A 17,603-nucleotide genomic window follows, 5' to 3' on the forward strand; every position below is an offset into this window, starting at 1 on the left:
GGAAACGTCGGATACAAAAGGGAGGAAACAAGAATGACCATCAACCGTCGACTGCTGCTCGCCCTCGCCGTCGCGAGCGGGCTCACCGCCCCGTCGCTCGCCATCGCCCAGGACGACACCATCCGCGTCGGCCTGCTCGCCACCTTCGAGGGGCCGTTCACCGTGCTCGGTGAGGATAGCTTGCGCGGCGCCATGACGGCGCTCGAGGAAGCCGGCGGCATGGCCGCCGGCAAGAAGGTCGAGTTCGTCCGCGGCTCCTCGGACGCCTCGCCGGACAGCGCGGTGCGCGCGGTGCGCAAGCTCGTCGAGCAGGACGGCGTCGACATCGTCATCGGCCCGCTGTCGGGCGACGAGGGCATCGCCGTCAAGGACTACGCCAAGACGAAGCCGAACGTGACGTTCATCAACGGCTCGTCGGCGGCACAGGACACCACGCTGCGCGATCCGGCGGACAATTTCTTCCGCTTCTCCACCGACGGCGCCCAGTGGATGGCCGGCCTCGGCACCTACGCCTTCAACGAGAAGGGCTACAAGACGGTGGCGACCGTCGCCGAGGACTACTCCTTCCCCTACACGCAGGTGTTCGGCTTCATGGCCGAGTTCTGCAAGGCGGGCGGCAAGGTGCCGTCGAAGTCGTGGGTGCCGATCGGCAACAAGGACTATTCCTCGGTAATCGCCGCCATCCCCGATGACGTCGACGCCATCTACGTGGCGCTCGGCGGCGCCGACGGCGTCAACTTCCTGACGCAGTACCAGCAGGCCGGCGGCCAGGCGCCGCTGATCGGCGGCTCGATCACCGTCGACCAGACGGTGCTGTCGTCCCAGGGCAAGATCCGTGAAGTCGTCATCGGCACGCCGTCGGCGGGCCCGATCGCCGACACCAACGACACGCCCGAGTGGAAGAAGTTCGTCGAGGACTACAAGAAGCAGCCGGGCGCCTTCCCGTCGCCGTCGCTGTTCGCCCACGCCTACTATGTCGCGACCGTCGCGACCCTGAAGGCGCTCGACGAGGTCGGCGGCGACACCTCCGACGACGGCGCAAAGCTCCGCGCGGCGCTGGCGAAGCTCTCCTTCGACACGCCGACGGGCAAGGTATCGCTCGACGAGAACCGCAACGCCATCGCCGACATCTACCTGACGGAAGTGAGCGAGGGGCCCGACGGCAACCTCTACAACAAGCTCGTCAAGGTGGTGCCGCAGGTGAACCAGACGCTGGGCATTCCGGTGGACGAGTTCATGGCGCTCGGCGCGGTCTCCCGCGAGAACCCCAGCTGCGAGTGATCGCGGCACTTAGTGAAGGCATGAAGCGATGACCGACGCGATGGCCACATCGTTGAGCGACACGGGGGCGAACGCCCTCGAGCTCACCGGCGTCGGCCGTCGTTTCGGCGCGCTCGTGGCGCTCGCCGACATCACCGTCAAGGTGCGTGCCGGCGAGCGTCGCGCCGTGCTCGGCTCCAACGGAGCCGGCAAGACGACGCTGTTCAACACCATCACCGGCGACTTTCCGCCGACCGAGGGGCAGATCCGCTTCTTCGGCGAGGACGTCACGGCGTTCCCTGCCCACGAGCGTATCCGCCGTGGCCTCAGGCGCACCTACCAGATCTCGCAGCTCTTCAACGGGCTGTCGGTCCTCGACAACATCTTCCTCGCCTGCCGCGGCGTCTCGCGGCGGCGCTATTCGCTGATCCGGCCGCGCCGCGACGACGCGACGATGCAGCAGGCCGAGCGGATCATGCAGGCGGTGAAGCTCGAGCGCGAGCGCGACCGGCCGGTGGGGGAACTCAGCCACGGCCAGCAGCGCCAGCTCGAGATCGCCATGGCGCTCGCCGGCGCGCCGCGCTTCATCCTGTTCGACGAGCCGGCGGCCGGACTGTCGCCGACCGAGCGGCGCGACCTCGTGGCGATCCTGAAGTCGCTGCCGGCGCACATCGGCTACATCATCATCGAGCACGACCTCGACGTGGCGCTGCGCGTCTCCGAGCGGGTGACGATGATGCACAACGGCCGCATCTTCAAGGAAGGCACGCCCGACGAGATCGAGCGCGACCCGGAAGTGCAGGCGATCTATCTCGGGGGCGGGCATGGCTGAGAACGGCTGGTCCCGGCACGAAAACGGCGGGCGCGACGGCGGCGGGCGCGAGAAGGGCGGCAAGGGCGCCATCCTGCGCATCCGCGACCTGCACGTCTATTATGGCGAGAGCCACGCCATCCAGGGCATCGACCTCACCTTGCCGTCCGGCGTGCTGGCGATCGTCGGCCGCAACGGCATGGGCAAGTCGACGCTCTGCAACACCATCACCGGGCTGAAGCGGGCCCGCTCCGGCTCGATCGCGGTGGCTGGCCGCGAGATCTCCGGCCTCGAGCCGCACGAGATCAGCCGCGTCGGCGTCGGCTACGTGCCGCAGGGCCGCCGCGTCTGGCCGAGCCTCACCGTCGACGAGCACCTGAAGCTCGCCGCCCGCGGCGGCCGCGACGCTGCCTGGACGGTCGACCGCGTCTACCAGACCTTCCCGCGGCTCGCCGAGCGCAAGTCCAACGGCGGCTCGCAGCTCTCCGGCGGCGAGCAGCAGATGCTGGCGATCGGCCGGGCGCTGCTCGGCAACCCGCGCCTCCTCGTCATGGACGAGCCGACGGAGGGCCTCGCCCCGATCATCGTCGACCAGGTCGAGCGCATGCTCGTCGAGCTCGGCGAGGAGGGGGAGATCTCGATCCTCGTCATCGAGCAGAACATCGGCGTCGCGACGCGGGTCGCCGCCGAGGTCGGCGTCATGGTCAACGGCCGCATCGCCCGGCTGATGCCGGCGGCCGAGCTCGCCCACGACCGCGACCTGCAGCAGCGCCTGCTCGGCGTCGGCCGCCACGCCGACGATCCCGAGGAGAGCCTCGCACCGGCCGCCGTCGAGGCGGCGGAGGAGCGCCTCGCCGAAGTCTACCGCATCGTCCGCCCCGGCGCGGACGAGGGGACGTCCGGCGGCTCCGACTGGCGCACGGCATCCTCGGTGCCGAACCGCTGGGACCTCACCGACGCCGAGCTCGGCCGCAGCGTGCGGACCGCGCCGCGCCTCGTCGCCTCGGCCGAGCCGGAGACGGCCAAGCTCTTCGACGTGCCCGTCGGCGAGCGCTACGGCCGCACGGCGCTCGTCGCCGGCACCTTCGACACCAAGGGTCGTGAACTGGTCTATCTGCGAGACCAGTTGCGGGCCGTCGGCATCCGCACCCGCACGGTCGACCTCTCCACCTCCGGCAAGCCGTCTTCCGCCGACGTGCCGCCGCAGCAGGTCGCCGGCGCCCATCCCCGCGGGGCGAGCGCCGTCTTCAACGGCGACCGCGGCCGCGCGGTGGCGGAGATGGCGGTCGCCTTCGAGCACTGGATCGTCCGCCAGCGCGACATCGGCGGCATCATCTCGGCCGGCGGCTCGGGTGGCACCTCGCTCGCCACGCCGGGCATGCGTCGACTGCCGGTCGGCGTGCCCAAGGTGATGATCTCGACCGTCGCCTCGGGCGACGTCGGCCGCTATGTCGGGCCGTCCGACATCCTGATGCTGCACTCGGTCGCCGATATCCAGGGCCTCAACTCGATCACCGAGCGGGTGCTGGCGAACGGCGCCTTCGCGCTCGCCGGCATGATCGCCCGCCAGCCGACCGCAGCCGATCGCGCCAAGGCGGCGCGCACCGCCAAGCCTGCCCTCGGCATCACCATGTTTGGCGTGACGACGCCCTGCGTGCAGCAGCTGACGGCGCGCATGTCCGCCGACTACGACTGCCTCGTCTTCCACGCCACCGGCACCGGCGGCCGGGCGATGGAGAACCTCGCCGACTCCGGGCTTCTCGCCGGCGCCATCGACACCACCACCACCGAGGTGGCGGACATGATCGTCGGCGGCGTCTTCCCGGCGACCGAAGACCGCTTCGGCGCCTTCATCCGCCGGCCGCTGCCCTATGTCGCCTCTGTCGGCGCCCTCGACATGGTGAACTTCGGCCCGCGCGACACGGTCCCGGAGGCCTTCCGTCGCCGCAACTTCGTCATCCACAATCCGCAGGTGACGCTGATGCGGACGACCCGCGACGAGAACGTCGCCTTCGGCCGCTTCATCGGCGAGCGGCTGAACGCCATGCAGGGCCCTGTCCGTTTTCTGCTGCCGGAGGGCGGCGTGTCGCTGCTCGACCAGGCGGGCAAGCCCTTCCACGATCCCGACGCCGACGCCGCCCTGTTCGAGACGATCGAGAAGACCGTCACACAGACCGGCAACCGCCGGGTCGTGCGCGTGCCCGGCAACATCAACGACCCGTCCGTTTCCGAGGCGCTGGCGCGCGCCTTCGAGGAGATCGCGACGCCCTTGAAGATGAGGGCCTGAGGCGCGCCGCGGCGTGCCGAACGCCCTTGAATGAACGAGACGCCCGGCCGCCGCTTCGGACCGGACGATTGGGGAGAGCAGGACCATGACGGCGGATGTGTTCGGAGCCGTGATCCTCTGGCTGATCGTGCTGGCGATCGTCGTGGTGATCGCCGTCTATCTTCTGCGCTGGCTCTATCGCCGCTCCACCAAGGAGACGGCGTTCGTGCGCACCGGCTTCGGCGGCGAGAAGGTGGTGATCAACGGCGGCGCGCTGGTGATCCCGGTCGTCCACGAAGTGACGCCGGTCAACATGAACGTCATGCGCATCGAGGTGCGGCGCGGCCAGCAGACGGCGCTGATCACCAAGAACCGCATGCGCGTCGACCTGATCGCCGAGTTCTTCGTGCGCGTGCAGCCGAACCGCCAGGCCGTCGGCCTCGCCGCCCAGACGCTCGGCCGCCGCGCCATGCAGCCGGAAGGCATCCGCGACCTGTTCGAGGGCAAGTTCGCTGCGGCGCTGAGGACGGTGGCCGCCGAGATGACGCTCGAGGAGATGCACGAGCAGCGCGGCGCCTTCTCCGAGCGGGTGAAGCAGAGTGCCGCCGACGCGCTCGCCAACAACGGGCTGGAGCTCGAAAGCGTCGCCCTGGTCGACCTCGACCAGACGGCGCTCGAGTTCTTCGATCCCTCCAACGCCTTCGACGCCGAGGGCCTGACGCAGCTGACCGAGATGATCGAGGTGCGCCGCAAGATGCGCAACCTCATCGAGCAGCAGACGATGGTGGAGATCCGCACGCAGAACCTCGATTCCGAGCGGCGCGTGCTGGAGATCGACCGCGAGGGCGAGTACGCCCGCCTCGAGCAGGAGCGCGAAGTCGAGGTGCGCCGCGCTATCCAGCGCGCGGACCTGACGCGCGAGCGGGCCACCCGCGAGCAGGAGGCGCAGCAGGCGCAGATCTCCTCGAACGAGCTCGTCGAGAAGTCGCGCATCGCCCAGGAGCGCTCGCTCGCCGAATCGCGCATCGCCAGCGAGCAGGAGATCCAGACCCGCGAGATCGCCCGCCGCCGGGCCCTTCAGGAAGCGGAGCTGAAGAGCCGCGAGCTGACCGAGCGCGAGGAGATCGCCACCGGCCTCGCCGTCGAGCGCGAGCGCATCAACCGCCAGCGCGAGCAGGAGGAGCTCGAGGTCGGGCGGCGCAAGGCGGTCGAGCTCGCCGAGCGCGAGCGCGAGATCGCGCTGTCGGCCAAGCAGATGGTGGTGACGCAGGCCGAGGGCGACCGCCGCCAGGCCGAGATCGCCGTCGAGCTGCAGCTCGAGACAGCCCGCCTCGACCGCGACCGCGCCCTCGACCAGGCGCGGCTTGAGCGCGAGCGCATCCTCGAGGCGTTGGAGATCGAGAAGCGGCAGTCGTCCGAGCAGGCCGAGATCGTCGCCCGCGACGCGGTGGAGCGCTCGCGCATCGTCGCCGAGCGCGACGTCGAGCGCGAGCAGATCGCCGCCGCCCTGGTGCTGGAGACCGACCGCATCGCCCAGCGGCGCGAGCAGGAGGGCTTGGAGGTCGACCGCCGCAAGTCGCTCGAGCTCGCCGAGCGGGAGCGCGAGATCGCGCTCGCCCGCAAGTCGCTGGAGGTGGTGGAGGCCGACACCGAGGCGCGGCGCGCCGAGGTGGTCGCCCGCATCGATCTCGACCGCGCGCGCATCGCCCAGGAGCGCAAGCTCGACGAGGCGCGCATCGACCGCGAGAAGGCGCTGCAGGGACTGGAGATCTCCCGCCGGCAGGCGTTCGAGGAGGCGGAGATCGTCGCCGGCGAGGAGGTCGAGCGCGCCCGCATCGCCACCGACCGCGGCCTGGAGGAGGCACGGCTGGTGCGCGACCGCGACCTCAGGAAGCTCGCCATCGAACGCGACAAGGCGGTCGAGGGCGCCGAGATCGACAAGGCGATCGAGCTCGCGGAGAAGTCGCAGGCCCGCTCGGCCGCCGTGGCCGCGGCGGAAGCCGCCCGCGCCAAGGCGGTGCTCGCCGAGGAGCAGTCGTTCACCGTGCGCGAGCGGGAGATCGCCGAGCGCCGCAAGGCGATCGACCTGATCGGTACGGCCCGCGACGCCGAGCGCGAGCGGCTGCGGCTCGTCTCCAAGGCCGAGGCCGAGAAGGACTCCGCCAAGGCGTTCGCCGAAGCCCAGACCATCGCCGCCAAGGCCGAGGCCGACGCCGCCCTCATCCGCACCGGTGCCACCGCCGCCCAGTACAAGGTCGACGCCGACGGCGCCCGCCAGCTCAACGAGGCGGAGAACCTGCTCACCGAAGAGGCCCGCGCCGGCCGCCTCAAGCAGGCTTTGCTCGAGCGCATCGAGGGGATCGTGCGCGAGAGCGTCAAGCCGATGGAGAAGATCGAGGCGATCAAGATCCTGCACGTCGACGGGCTCACCGGCGGCGGTGGCGGCGGCGGGTCTGGCAAGAACGTCACCGACGAGGTGATCGACTCGGCGCTGCGCTACCGCGTGCAGGCGCCGATGATCGACAGCCTGATGAAGGAGGTCGGCATCGAGGGCGGCTCGGTCGGGCGGATGACCGACGTGTTGCGCGACGCCAAGGACATCGACAGCCTGACACGGGCGCGCAAGGGCAACGGCAAGGCCGCGCGCAAGGACGACGACGATCGCGACCGCGATCGCGACCAGAACTGAGCCGGATCGCACCGGCCGGGCGGGGAGAGAGACGATGGCGAAGGTGTTCGTGTCGACGGTGATCGGCGCGCCGGTCGGCCAGGTGTGGCCGGTGGTGCGGGACTTCAACGGCCTGCCGGCGTGGACGCCGTTCGCGGCGGAGAGCCGCATCGAGATGGGGGCGCCGGCCGACCAGATCGGCTGCGTCCGCAACTTCTCGCTCAAGGACGGCGCCCGGCTGCGCGAGCGGCTGCTCGCCTTGTCGGACTACGACTTCTCGATGACCTACTCGATCCTCGAAAGCCCGATGGGGGTCGAGGACTATGTGGCGACGCTCTCGCTGAAGCCCGTCACCGACGGCGACCGCACCTACATCGAATGGACGGCGGAGTTCCGCGTGCCGGCCGGCAACGACCAGGAACTCGTCACCTTCATCGGCGAGAACGTCTTCCACGCCGCCCTGCAGGCGCTGAAGCAGCGCTTCGGGGGCTGAGGGCTTCGTGGCGGCGAGGGCATCGTGACAGTCGTCCGCGTCCGGCGCAGTGCCGTCATCGATGCGCCCGTCGCCACCGTCTGGGCGCTGCTGCGCGACTTCAACGCCCACGACCGCTGGCATCCGTCCGTCGCCACGAGCCGCATGGAGGGGAGCCGGCCGGTCGACCAGGTCGGCGGCGTCCGCGCCTTCCGGCTGAAGGACGGGGCGTTCCTGCGGGAACGGCTGATCGGCCTCGACGACCGCGCCCGCCGGCTCACCTACTGCATCCTCGACGCGCCGCTCAGGCTCGACGGCTACGTTGCGACGCTGACCGCGACGCCGGTGACCGACGGCGACCGGACGTTCGTGGAGTGGGAGTCCCGCTTCGATCCGCCGGCGGCCGAGGCGGGGCGGCTGATGCGGCTCGTCGCCGAGGAGATCTACGAGGCCGGGCTCACAGCGCTGCAGCGGCGGTTCGCGGGCGCGGGCGGTGCGGTGCGACCGGCGACGGCGATGACACGACCGGCCGCCGCCGTCGTGGCACCGATAGCGCTTCGTCCTCTGACGGCAGCGGGACCGCAGCACGCGGCCTTCGAGACGGTGCGGACGGAGGCAGCACCGCCGGTGGCGCCGGTGACGCAGACGGCCGTGGCGGCTCCGAACAGCGCAGCGACGGGCCTGCGGGATGCCGGTGCGGCGCGACCCTGGGACGATGGTGAACCGTCGCCCCAGTGGGGAGCGCGCCCGGGGCGCGAGGAGGATGGCATGGACGTCTTCACCGTCGTGCGCCGGGCGGAGATCGAGGCGACTGCGGTCAGCGGCGGCCGGAGCGCGGACGACGGGCCGCGGGCGCTCGCGGTCGCCCGGTCGGCCGAATCGCTGCCGATGCAGGGTCGCGGAGAGGGGCAGGGACAGGGGCAGGCGCGGGCGCTGCCGTCTTCCGGCCGCCCCGTCGCCGGCGCCATCGAGGCCGAGGCGATCGTCGTCTCCCGCCACGGCGGGCCGGAGGTGCTGGTGCCGGCGACGGTGAGCGTGCCGCCGCCGGGGCCGGGCGAGGTGCGGCTCCGCCAGACGGCGATCGGCGTCAACTACATCGACGTCTACTGCCGCACCGGCTTCTTCGACCTGCTGACGCCGCCCGCCGTGCCGGGCATGGAGGCGGCGGGCGTCGTCGTCGACGTCGGGCCGGGGGTGACGCACCTCGCCCCCGGCGACCGCGTCGCCTACGCCTGTCCGCCGGTCGGCGCCTATGCGGCGGCGCGGACGATGGACGCGGCGCTGGTGCTGAAGCTGCCGTCCGCCATCGACGACGAGACGGCCGCCGCCGTGCTCCTGAAGGGGCTGACGGCGGAGTTCCTGCTCCACCGGGTCCACGCCGTGCGCCCCGGCGAGGTGGTGGTGGTGCATGCCGCCGCCGGCGGCGTCGGGCTGCTGCTCTGCCAATGGGCGAGCGCGCTCGGGGCGGCCGTGATCGGCACGGTCTCGACCGACGAGAAGGCCGCACTCGCCCGCCGCGCCGGCTGCGACCTCGTGGTCGTGCACGGCCGCGAGCCGTTTTCGGAAGCCGTGCTCCGGGCGACCGGCGGGCGCGGCGCCGACGTCATCTACGACGCCATCGGCCGCGACAGTTTCGCGGCCTCGGTGGCCGCACTCGCCGTGCGCGGACACCTCGTCAGCTTCGGGCAGGCGTCGGGGCCGGTCGGCGCCCACGACATCGGCGCCTTCGCCAGCAAGTCGGCGACGATCTCGCGGCCGAACTACGGCCACTACACCTCGGACCCGCAGGAACTCCGGGCGATGGCGGCACGGCTCTTCGCCGTGCTCGCCGCCGGCACCGTGCAGCCGATGATCGGCGCGCGGCTGCCGCTCGCCGCCGCCGCCGAGGCGCACCGGCGCCTCGAGGGGCGGGAGACGGTCGGCTCGACGGTGCTGACCGTCTGAGGCCCAGTCCGTCAGGCCTTCCAGGCGTCCGCGTGGTCGCGGGCGTAGGTCGAAAGCGCGATCGGCTTGCGGCCGGTCAGCGTCTCGACCGCATCGGACACGCCGGCGGCCCAGCCCTGACGGACGGGGTAGAAGATCGTTGCGAGGAACGTCGCGTAGGCTTCCGGCACGCCGAAGCTCGTCAGCATGGCGATGAAGACGGCGTCGTCGATCGCCTCGTAGGCGACGGGCCGGCCGATCACCTCCGACAGGATCGCGGCGGCCTCAGCGTAGGTCAGCGCCTCCGGGCCGGTCACGGCGAAGGCCTGGCCGTCGAAGCGGTCGGTGGTCAGCACCGCGGCGATGCTGGCGACGAGGTCGCGCAGGTCGATGAAGCTCGTGGCGCCGTCGCCGGCCGGCAGGCCGAAGTGGCCGGCCGAGACACCCGCCTTCCAGAAGGTGTGGAAGTTGTCGGCGAACCAGTTCGGGCGGACGATCACGTAAGGTGCGCCGGACGTGATCAGCTTCAACTCGACCTGACGGTAGGGAATGTTGTCGTCGGCATCGACGCCGAGCGCCGTCATCAGTACCACCTTGGCGCCCTTCGCGGCGGCCGCCTCAACGATCGGCGACAGCATGGCGACGGGGTCGGTGTAGCCGGCGGCCAGCATGACGAAGACGCGGTCGACGCCCTCGAGGGCGGCCGGGATCGTCGACGGATCGGCATAGTCGAAGCGCACGCCCTCGGCGCCGCCGACCGGCGCGCCGCCCCGCGACGCCGCCTTCACCGCCTCGCCCTTCGCCACCAGCGCATCCACCAGCGGCCGGCCGACATTGCCGGTGGCGCCGAGCACGAGAATCTTGCCAGACATCGTTCGTCTCCTTAGTATCCAGCAGATACCTGCTGCCGAGTGGGTACATACTGCGGTGAGGAAACGCGCGAAAGAGAGCACCTTGCGGTGCGATGGTTTCCGAGGGGAAACCGGGGCGGGGCGGAGGGATGGAAACGTCCACGCGAGCGCGACGCGTCCTCCCCCTGTCAGGGGGGAGGACAGCCGGCGAAGCCGGCAGGTGGGGGCCCGTCAATCAGGAGCGCGACGCCGGCCGTCTCAATCCGGATTCACAGGCCCCACCCTGAGCGCCTTCGGCGCTCTGTCCCTCCCCCTGTCAGGGGAGGGACGACCCACCGTCGTCCTGCCGCGAGGATGTCCGAAACGACCGCTGCCTTTGCGAGATAATGGCGCCAATGTCTTGGAGTACCCGCGATGTTTCAGCCCGACGTCTACGAGGACCGCTGCCCGACCCGGCTGGTGCTCGACCGCATCGCCGACAAGTGGGCGGTGCTGATCCTCGACCGGCTGCGCGGCGGGCCGGTGCGGTTCAACCAGCTGCGGCGCACCATCAAGGGCATCTCGCAGAAGGTGCTGTCGCAGACGCTGAAGAAGCTCGAGCGCGACGGGCTGATCTCGCGCGCCGTCTTCGCCACCGTGCCGGTGACGGTCGAGTATGCCCTGACGCCCCTAGGCCGCACGCTCACCGACACCATCGCGGCGCTGGCGCACTGGGCCGAGCACAACATCGAGGCGGTGCTGGCGGCCCAGCAGGCCTATGACGCGGGCAGCACTGGCTCAGCCGCGCCGGCTGCTTCCGGTGCCGCCGGGGCCGGCATGGATCGCGCCGCCTGAACAGCGGCGCAACCTCGCTCACCACGCCCGGCCGGGCGGGTGGACGGCCTGCCGACGCGACGACCCGGGCGTCCGACGGACGCGCCAAGGCCGGTCCGCGAGCGCTAGTGTGAGATCAGAACCGGCATCCGCAGTCCGGCCAGAACGCCCTTCGTCGCGCCGCCGAGGACGAAGTCCCGGATACGCGAGTGGCCGAAGCCTCCCATGACGAGCAGGTCCGCTCCCGCTTCGAGGGCAGACGTCTGCAGAACCTCGGCGATCGGGCGGCCGCCGAGGGGGACGGAGAGCGCGGTGGCGGTCAGCCCTCGCCGCCGGAGGGATTCGGCCAGCGTCTCGGCGATGTCGACCCGCTCGAGCTGCTTCTCGTCCACGACCGTCAGCGCCGTGAGGCGCGTGCCCGGCCCGATCAGCATCATCGCATCGGCAAGCGCCCGGGCCGCCACGCGACTGCCGTCCCATGCGACGGCGATGTGGGTTATCGGCGCCCAGTCGCCGGAGGGTGGCACGAGGACCGTCGGGCGACCGGCGCCGAACACGACCGCCTGCGCAAGGTCCTGGACGACCGGCTTGTCCTCCGCCCACGGCAACAGCGACAGATCGAAGTAACGCGCCTCCGTCGCGGCGGCATCTCCCGTCAGACCCGGTACGGACTCGCGGCTATGGCAGCCGACCTTGGTCGAGCGGCCCGCGTGGCTCCGGACCAAGTCCTGCAGATGCTGGCACTGGTTCCGGCTGTTCTCCTCCGTCACGCGGATCATCCCGGGCACGTCGAGGAGAAGCGCGCCGAGTGGCGTCGACACGCGCGGGATCTTCGCCGAAAACGTGGTGACGTGAAGCTCGTGGTCGAGCGAGAGCGCGAGGCGCACGGCAGCCGCGACGGCTTCGTCTGAGACAGTATCGGGATAGGTGATCAGCGGCAGATAGGCGAGACGGGCTCCGGACATCTGTCACTCCTCGGCATTCAGCAGGCCGCGACCGGGCGCGACCTCTGACGACAGCCTCCTCCGGATCGGAAATCTCCTGCCTCGATCCCGGGTCCCCACCCATCCGGCATCCTAGACGCGCGGATGCGACCACCCTTGATGTGCATCAAGACCGGGACGGAAGCGCATGGCCGTCGGCCTGCGTTGTCGAGGAGCATCGGGATGGTGGCTCAGCGGAGCGGCCCCGTCCCGCAGACCCTGGCGACTGACACGGCCGGGGGTCACGCCCGAGAGCGCTCAGAACCGCTCCAGCCGGTAGGGCGAAAGGTCGATCGAGGGGGTCTCGCCGCGGGCGATCTCGGCGACGAGGCGGCCGGTGACGGCGCCGGCGATGAGGCCGGTGTGGCCGTGGCCGAAGGCGAAGATGAGGTTGCGGTGGCGGGCCGCGCGGCCGAGGACGGGCAGCGAATCCGGCATGCCTGGCCGGTTGCCCATCCAGCGGGTGACCTCGCCGACCTCGAGGTTCCGCACCATCTCGCGGCCCATGGAAAGCAGGATGTCGGCGCGGCGGTAGTTCGGCGGCCGGCCGAGGCCGGAAAGCTCGATGGTGCCGGCGAAGCGCAGGCCGCCCTCCATCGGCGAGGCGACGAACTTGCGCTCCGACCAGATCGTCTGGGTCCGGAGGCCGACATCGGCGCCGGTCACCTGCACGTGGTAGCCGCGCTCGGCCTCCATCGGCACCCGGTAGCCGAGGGACTTCGCGAGGGCCTTCGACCAGGCGCCGGCGGAGAGAACGACGGTGTCGGCCGCGCGGCGGCCGGCATCGGTGCTGACGGCGGCGATGCCGTTCGGACCGGTCTCGAAACCGGTGACGCGGGCGCGGGTGAGAGTGCCGCCGTTGCGGACGAAGGCCGCCGCGAGGCTCGCCACCAACCGGCCGGGGTTCTTGCACTGGCCCTGCTCGGGCAGGAACACCGCACTCTTGAAGCGATGGGCGAGCGCCGGCTCGAGCTGGCGGATCTCGTCCTCGTTCAGGAACTCGATCGCCACGCCGCGCTCGCGCCGGAGCGTCAGGCCGAAGTCGGAGGGCGAGACGGCGTTGGCGCTCTCGTGGACGAAGAGCTGGCCGCGGCGGGCGAGCAGGACCTCGCAGCCGGCCTCCTTGAGGAGCGGCGCGTAGGCGTCGTAGGTGCCCTGGTGCAGCGCCCGCATGGCGTCGGCGATCGCCGGCACCCGCGAGCGCCGGCCGGCCGAGAGGAGGCGGAGAATCCACGGCATCGCCTGCGGCAGGTAGCCGAGGCGGACGAACAGCGGCCCCTCGGGGTCGAGCAGCCACTCCGGCACCTTCTTCAGCATGCCCGGCATGCCGATCGGCACGCACGAGCCCGGGCAGATGCCGCCGGCGTTGCCGTAGCTGCACTGGTCCTCGCTGCCGGGCTCGGCCGGGTCGATCAGTTCGACGTCGTAGCCCGCGCGCTGCAGGTACGACGCCGAGCAGACGCCGACGATTCCGGCGCCGACGACGATCGCGCGCCGACGCGAGGCCTCGGTGCCGGTCATCGGTTACACTCCTGTCTCGCCGAGGCTCAGGGCGTGTTGGCGGCCGGCGTGCCGGCGCGCAGCGCCTTGAGGCCGTTGCCGGCCACCCACTGCAGCATCCGGAAGTCGGAGAGGTAGGAGATCAGCCGGTAGCCGGCGTCGATCATCTCCTGGCCGTAGGCGACGGAGCCGACGTGGATGCCGGGCACCACGCCGTGCCGGTTGGCGGCCTCGGCGATCTTGACGATCGTCTCATAGACCTTCGGGAAGCGCGGATCGAAGCCCGGCGCGTGGCCCATGGAGACCGAGAGGTCGGAGGGGCCGATGTAGACGGAGTCGAGGCCGGGCGTGGAGAGGATCTCCTCGAGGTTGTCGACGGCCTGCTGCGTCTCGATCATCGCCATCGTCAGGATGGTCTCGTTCGCCTTGGCGAAATAGTCCGGCCCGCCATAGAGCGAGGCGCGCAGCGGGCCGACGCTGCGGTGGCCGACGGGGGCGTAGCGGCAGGCGGCGACGAAGGCCTCGGCCTGGGCGCGGGTGTTCACCATCGGGCAGATGATGCCGTAGGCGCCGGCGTCGAGCACCTTGCCGATCATGCCGGGCTCGTTCCACGGCACGCGCACGAGCGGCGTCGCGTTCGTGGTGGAGATCGCCTGCAGCATGGTGACCATCACCTGGTAGTCGATGGCGCCGTGCTGCATGTCGATGCACAGGCCATCGAAGCCCTGCACGGCCATCGCCTCGGCGGAGATCGAGGAGGGGATGGCGAGCCAGCCGTTCATCACGGTGCCGCCGGCCGCCCAGATGGTCTGGATCTTGTTCTCGCGCATGGAAGTCCTCTTTGGCGTGGCCGTCAGGGGTTGAGGATGAGGTCGGACGCCTTCTCGGCGATCGCGATGGTGGTGATGTTGGTGTTGGCCGAGCAGATCGACGGCATCACGGAGGCGTCGACCACCCGCAGGCCCTCGACGCCGCGGACGCGCAGGCGGCCGTCGAGCACGGCCATGCGGTCGTCGTCGCCGCCCATGCGGCAGGTGCCGGAGACGTGCCAGCCGGACCAGACGGTGGACTTCACCCAGTCTGCGATCGCCTCGTCGTCACGCGCCATCGCGTGCAGGCGCTCGGCCGGGCCGAAGCGGCTCCGGTACAGCCAGTCGCGGGTGAGCGGGCTCGCGTCGAACAGGAAGGCCGCAGCGGCGGTCTTCAGCCAGTTCGACGGCTTGCGGACCGACATCGCCCGCACCTCGTCGGTGTAGCCGGCGAGGAACCACATCGTCGTGGCGGCCTTCACCTCAGGCGACTCGATCGTGCGGTAGATGAGCTTGAACGCCTCGACGAGACGCTTCAGGTCGCGCCCGTCGGCGGCGAGGTTGAGGTCGACGACGGGCTCGGTACGGAAATCCGGGCTCGCGAGGCGGAGCGTGCCCTGCGAATAGGACTTGTTCACGCAGACGCCGAGCGAGCCCATGCGCTTGCCGAGCGGGTGCCAGCCGGTGCGGTTCGCCGGCATCAGCAGCATGTCGCCGGGCGTGCAGCCCTCGACGCCGGAGGAGTAGCGCAGCCCCATGAAGATGTGGCGGCGCTGGCCGGCGGGGAGGCGCGCAGCGGGGCGCAAGTGCGTGCCGATCGAGATGTGCGGGTGATCGGTGAGGTTCTCGCCGACGCCGGGGACGTCGGCGACCACCCCGATGCCGAGGTGCTTCAGGTGGCCGGCCGGGCCGATGCCGGCGCGCATCAGGATCGCCGGCGAATGCAGCGCGCCGGAGGAGACGATGACTTCTCCGGCCGCGACCGTGTGGACAGAGCCGGCAACGTCGACCTCGATGCCGGTGACGCGGCGGCCTTCCGTCAAAAGCTGGCGGACGTGGGCGTGCGGGACGATCGTCAGGTTCTTGCGAGCCCGCACCTCGCGGGAGAGGTAGCCGAGCGCAGTCGAGACGCGGCGGTCGTTCTCGTTGGTGAGCGGCAGCGGGAAGCAGCCGTCTGGCAGCGAGCCGTCGTTGATGTCCGGCCGGTAGGGGTAGCCCTGCGCCTCGAGGGCGGAGAGCGCGGCCTTCGTGAACGGCGCCCACTCCTTCGGGAACAGACGGCGGATCGGCAGCGGGCCGTCGCGGCCGTGCTCGGGGCCATCGAAATCGAGGTCGCGCTCGAGGCGCCTGAAGTAGGGCAGCAGCCCCTCGAAGTCCCAGCCGGGCAGGCCCATCGCCGCCCAGGCGTCGTAGTCCGCCGGCATGCCGCGGATGGCGAACTGGCCGTTGATGCTGGAGCCGCCACCCATCACCTTCGCCTGCTCGAGCTTCGAGGGCTTGGCCGTGGACGAGTTGAGGCGGGGCGAGCGGGTGTAGACGCGCAGGTCCTGCCAGTGGAAGCGCGGATCGAAATAGGAGAGGCCGGGATAGCTGTCGGCGATGACGTCGGGCACGTCGTCCGGCGGGGTGTCGGGGCCGGCCTCGAACAGGCCGACGGTGTGGCGGCCGCTCGCCGAGAGGCGATTCGCCAGCACGCAGCCGGCGGAGCCGCCGCCGACGATGACGAAGTCGAAGCGCGGGGGGAGGGCGTCAGGCGGCATAGTCGATCCACACGGCTTTCTGGCGCTGGAAGCCCTCGATGCCGGCGCGGCCCATGTCCTTGCCGAAGCCGGAGCCGTTGAAGCCGCCGGCGGGGAAGGTGAACTCGGGGGCGCGGCCGTGGTGGTTGACCCACACCATGCCGGCGGCGATGCGGTCGCTGGCGCGGAGCGCCTTGCCGATGTCGGCGGTGTAGACGCTGGCAGCGAGGCCGTAGACCGGGTGGCCGGCCATGGCGATGCCCTCGTCGACGTCGTCGAAGCGGTGGACCGACAGCACCGGGCCGAAGAACTCCTCGCGGAAGCCGGTCATCGCCTCGGTGACGCCCTCGAGGATGGTCGGCGCATACCAGGCGCCGGCGTTGCGAGCCTCCAGCGGTCGGCCGCCGATGCGGGCGGTGGCGCCCTCGGCGATGGTGGCGCGGACCAACTGATCGATGCGCTCGGCCTGGCGGGCGCTGACGATCGGCGAGAAGGTGGTGGCGCCTTCCCAGGTCGGGCCGGCGCGGACAGCGGCGCAGGAGGCCTCGATCTTCTCGATCAGCGGCTCGGCGACCGAGCGCTGCACGACGAGGCGCGAGCCGGCGGTGCAGACCTGGCCGGCATTGCCGAGGAAGCCGCGGGCGACGTGACCGGCGACCGCGTCGAGATCGGCGGCGTCGGCGAAGACGAGCTGCGGGCTCTTGCCCCCGAGCTCCAGCGTCACCGGCTTGAGGCCGTTGAGGGCGGCTTCCGCCATGAGCTTGGCGCCGGTGGCGGTGGAGCCGGTGAAGGAAATCTTGCGGATGTCCGGGTGGCGGACGATGGCGCTGCCGGTGGTGTGCCCGAGGCCGTTGACGACGTTGAGGAGGCCCGCCGGCAGGCCGGCCTCTGGGGAGAGGACGGCGAGGGCGATCAGCGAGAACGGCGTCAGCTCCGACGTCTTCATCACCACGGCGTTGCCGGCGGCGAGCGCCGGGGCGAACTTCCACGCCGCGGTGATCATCGGGAAGTTCCACGGCACGACGGCGCCGACGATGCCGTAGGGCTCGCCCTTGACCAGCGACAGCACGCTGCCCTCGGTGGCGGTGATGTCGCCCTCGAGCTTGTCGCAGAACTCGGCGTAGTAGCGGATGACGCCGGCCGTGCGCACCGCGTCGCGGACGCTCGTCTCGGCGATCGGACGGGTGGAGTTCGCGGCTTCCAGGCGGGCGAGGGCGGGGGCGTTCGCCTCGACGACGTCGGCGAAGCGGTGCAGCACGCGGGCCCGCTCGCGCGGCGAGACGGTCGCCCAGCGGCTGGCGGCGAGGCCGGCCTTGGCGGCGGCGACGGCCTCGTCGACGACGGCCTCACCGCCGTCCGAGAGCGTGCCGATCGGCTGGTGGTCGGACGGGCGCAGGACGAGGATCGCCTCGCCGGGCCGCTCGACGAGGCGGCCGCCGACGAAGTGGCCGGCGGGGACGTCGAGGGTGTTCGGATCGAAGTCGAGGCTTGCGGCAGCAGTCATCGCG

The 17,603-nt window shown here is 71.2% G+C and carries 13 protein-coding genes; 7 read left to right on the forward strand and 6 right to left on the reverse strand.

The genetic code is table 11. The features are described from left to right. The first annotated feature begins 33 nt into the window (after positions 1 to 33). The 6 genes from RUR49_RS06330 (at position 34) to RUR49_RS06355 (ending at position 9,421) form a co-directional block, all read left to right on the forward strand. Positions 34 to 1,281, forward strand: coding sequence for an ABC transporter substrate-binding protein (locus RUR49_RS06330; RefSeq protein ID WP_409145525.1), 1,248 nt, complete (start codon positions 34 to 36; stop codon positions 1,279 to 1,281). 28 nt (positions 1,282 to 1,309) lie between these two features. Continuing rightward, complete coding sequence (locus tag RUR49_RS06335; protein ID WP_409145526.1) at positions 1,310 to 2,092, forward strand: ABC transporter ATP-binding protein; 783 nt, start codon at positions 1,310 to 1,312, stop codon at positions 2,090 to 2,092. Beyond that, positions 2,085 to 4,358: an ABC transporter permease gene (locus RUR49_RS06340; RefSeq protein WP_409145527.1), complete on the forward strand. Its 2,274-nt coding sequence runs from the start codon at positions 2,085 to 2,087 to the stop codon at positions 4,356 to 4,358. The genes RUR49_RS06335 and RUR49_RS06340 overlap by 8 nt, the downstream gene beginning before the upstream one ends. An 85-nt stretch (positions 4,359 to 4,443) precedes the next feature. Next, positions 4,444 to 7,026, forward strand: coding sequence for a flotillin domain-containing protein (locus tag RUR49_RS06345; RefSeq protein WP_409145528.1), 2,583 nt, complete (start codon positions 4,444 to 4,446; stop codon positions 7,024 to 7,026). A 34-nt stretch (positions 7,027 to 7,060) separates the two neighbouring features. Continuing rightward, on the forward strand, positions 7,061 to 7,498 hold the full coding sequence (locus RUR49_RS06350; protein WP_409145529.1) for an SRPBCC family protein: 438 nt from the start codon (positions 7,061 to 7,063) through the stop codon (positions 7,496 to 7,498). 24 nt (positions 7,499 to 7,522) lie between these two features. Then, the gene (locus RUR49_RS06355) at positions 7,523 to 9,421 is read left to right on the forward strand and encodes an SRPBCC family protein (protein ID WP_409145530.1); all 1,899 of its coding nucleotides are present in this window, start codon (positions 7,523 to 7,525) and stop codon (positions 9,419 to 9,421) included. A gap of 11 nt (positions 9,422 to 9,432) precedes the next feature. Here the strand turns inward: RUR49_RS06355 and RUR49_RS06360 are convergent, their stop codons facing one another. Then, on the reverse strand, positions 9,433 to 10,272 hold the full coding sequence (locus RUR49_RS06360) for an NAD(P)H-binding protein (RefSeq protein WP_409145531.1): 840 nt from the start codon (positions 10,270 to 10,272) through the stop codon (positions 9,433 to 9,435). 393 nt (positions 10,273 to 10,665) lie between these two features. Here RUR49_RS06360 and RUR49_RS06365 point away from each other — a divergent pair, with 393 nt between their 5' ends. After that, positions 10,666 to 11,085 carry a winged helix-turn-helix transcriptional regulator gene (locus RUR49_RS06365; RefSeq protein WP_409145532.1) on the forward strand — a complete coding sequence of 140 codons (420 nt, stop codon included), beginning with the start codon at positions 10,666 to 10,668 and terminating at the stop codon, positions 11,083 to 11,085. A 104-nt stretch (positions 11,086 to 11,189) separates the two neighbouring features. Here the strand turns inward: RUR49_RS06365 and RUR49_RS06370 are convergent, their stop codons facing one another. The 5 genes from RUR49_RS06370 to RUR49_RS06390 form a co-directional block, all read right to left on the reverse strand. After that, a complete protein-coding gene (locus RUR49_RS06370; protein ID WP_409145533.1) occupies positions 11,190 to 12,029 on the reverse strand; it encodes a universal stress protein in 840 nt (279 codons plus the stop codon). 276 nt (positions 12,030 to 12,305) lie between these two features. Next, positions 12,306 to 13,568 carry an NAD(P)/FAD-dependent oxidoreductase gene (locus RUR49_RS06375; RefSeq protein ID WP_409145534.1) on the reverse strand — a complete coding sequence of 421 codons (1,263 nt, stop codon included), beginning with the start codon at positions 13,566 to 13,568 and terminating at the stop codon, positions 12,306 to 12,308. A gap of 26 nt (positions 13,569 to 13,594) precedes the next feature. After that, complete coding sequence (locus RUR49_RS06380) at positions 13,595 to 14,377, reverse strand: HpcH/HpaI aldolase family protein (RefSeq protein WP_409145535.1); 783 nt, start codon at positions 14,375 to 14,377, stop codon at positions 13,595 to 13,597. A gap of 23 nt (positions 14,378 to 14,400) precedes the next feature. Then, a complete protein-coding gene (locus RUR49_RS06385) occupies positions 14,401 to 16,116 on the reverse strand; it encodes a GMC family oxidoreductase (RefSeq protein WP_409145536.1) in 1,716 nt (571 codons plus the stop codon). Continuing rightward, on the reverse strand, positions 16,106 to 17,599 hold the full coding sequence (locus RUR49_RS06390) for an aldehyde dehydrogenase family protein (RefSeq protein ID WP_409145537.1): 1,494 nt from the start codon (positions 17,597 to 17,599) through the stop codon (positions 16,106 to 16,108). The genes RUR49_RS06385 and RUR49_RS06390 overlap by 11 nt, the downstream gene beginning before the upstream one ends. Between the last annotated feature and the right edge of the window lie 4 nt (positions 17,600 to 17,603).

It is taken from the genome of Pseudoxanthobacter sp. M-2, from assembly GCF_046156265.1.
Lineage (GTDB): Bacteria > Pseudomonadota > Alphaproteobacteria > Rhizobiales > Segnochrobactraceae > CAMDHY01.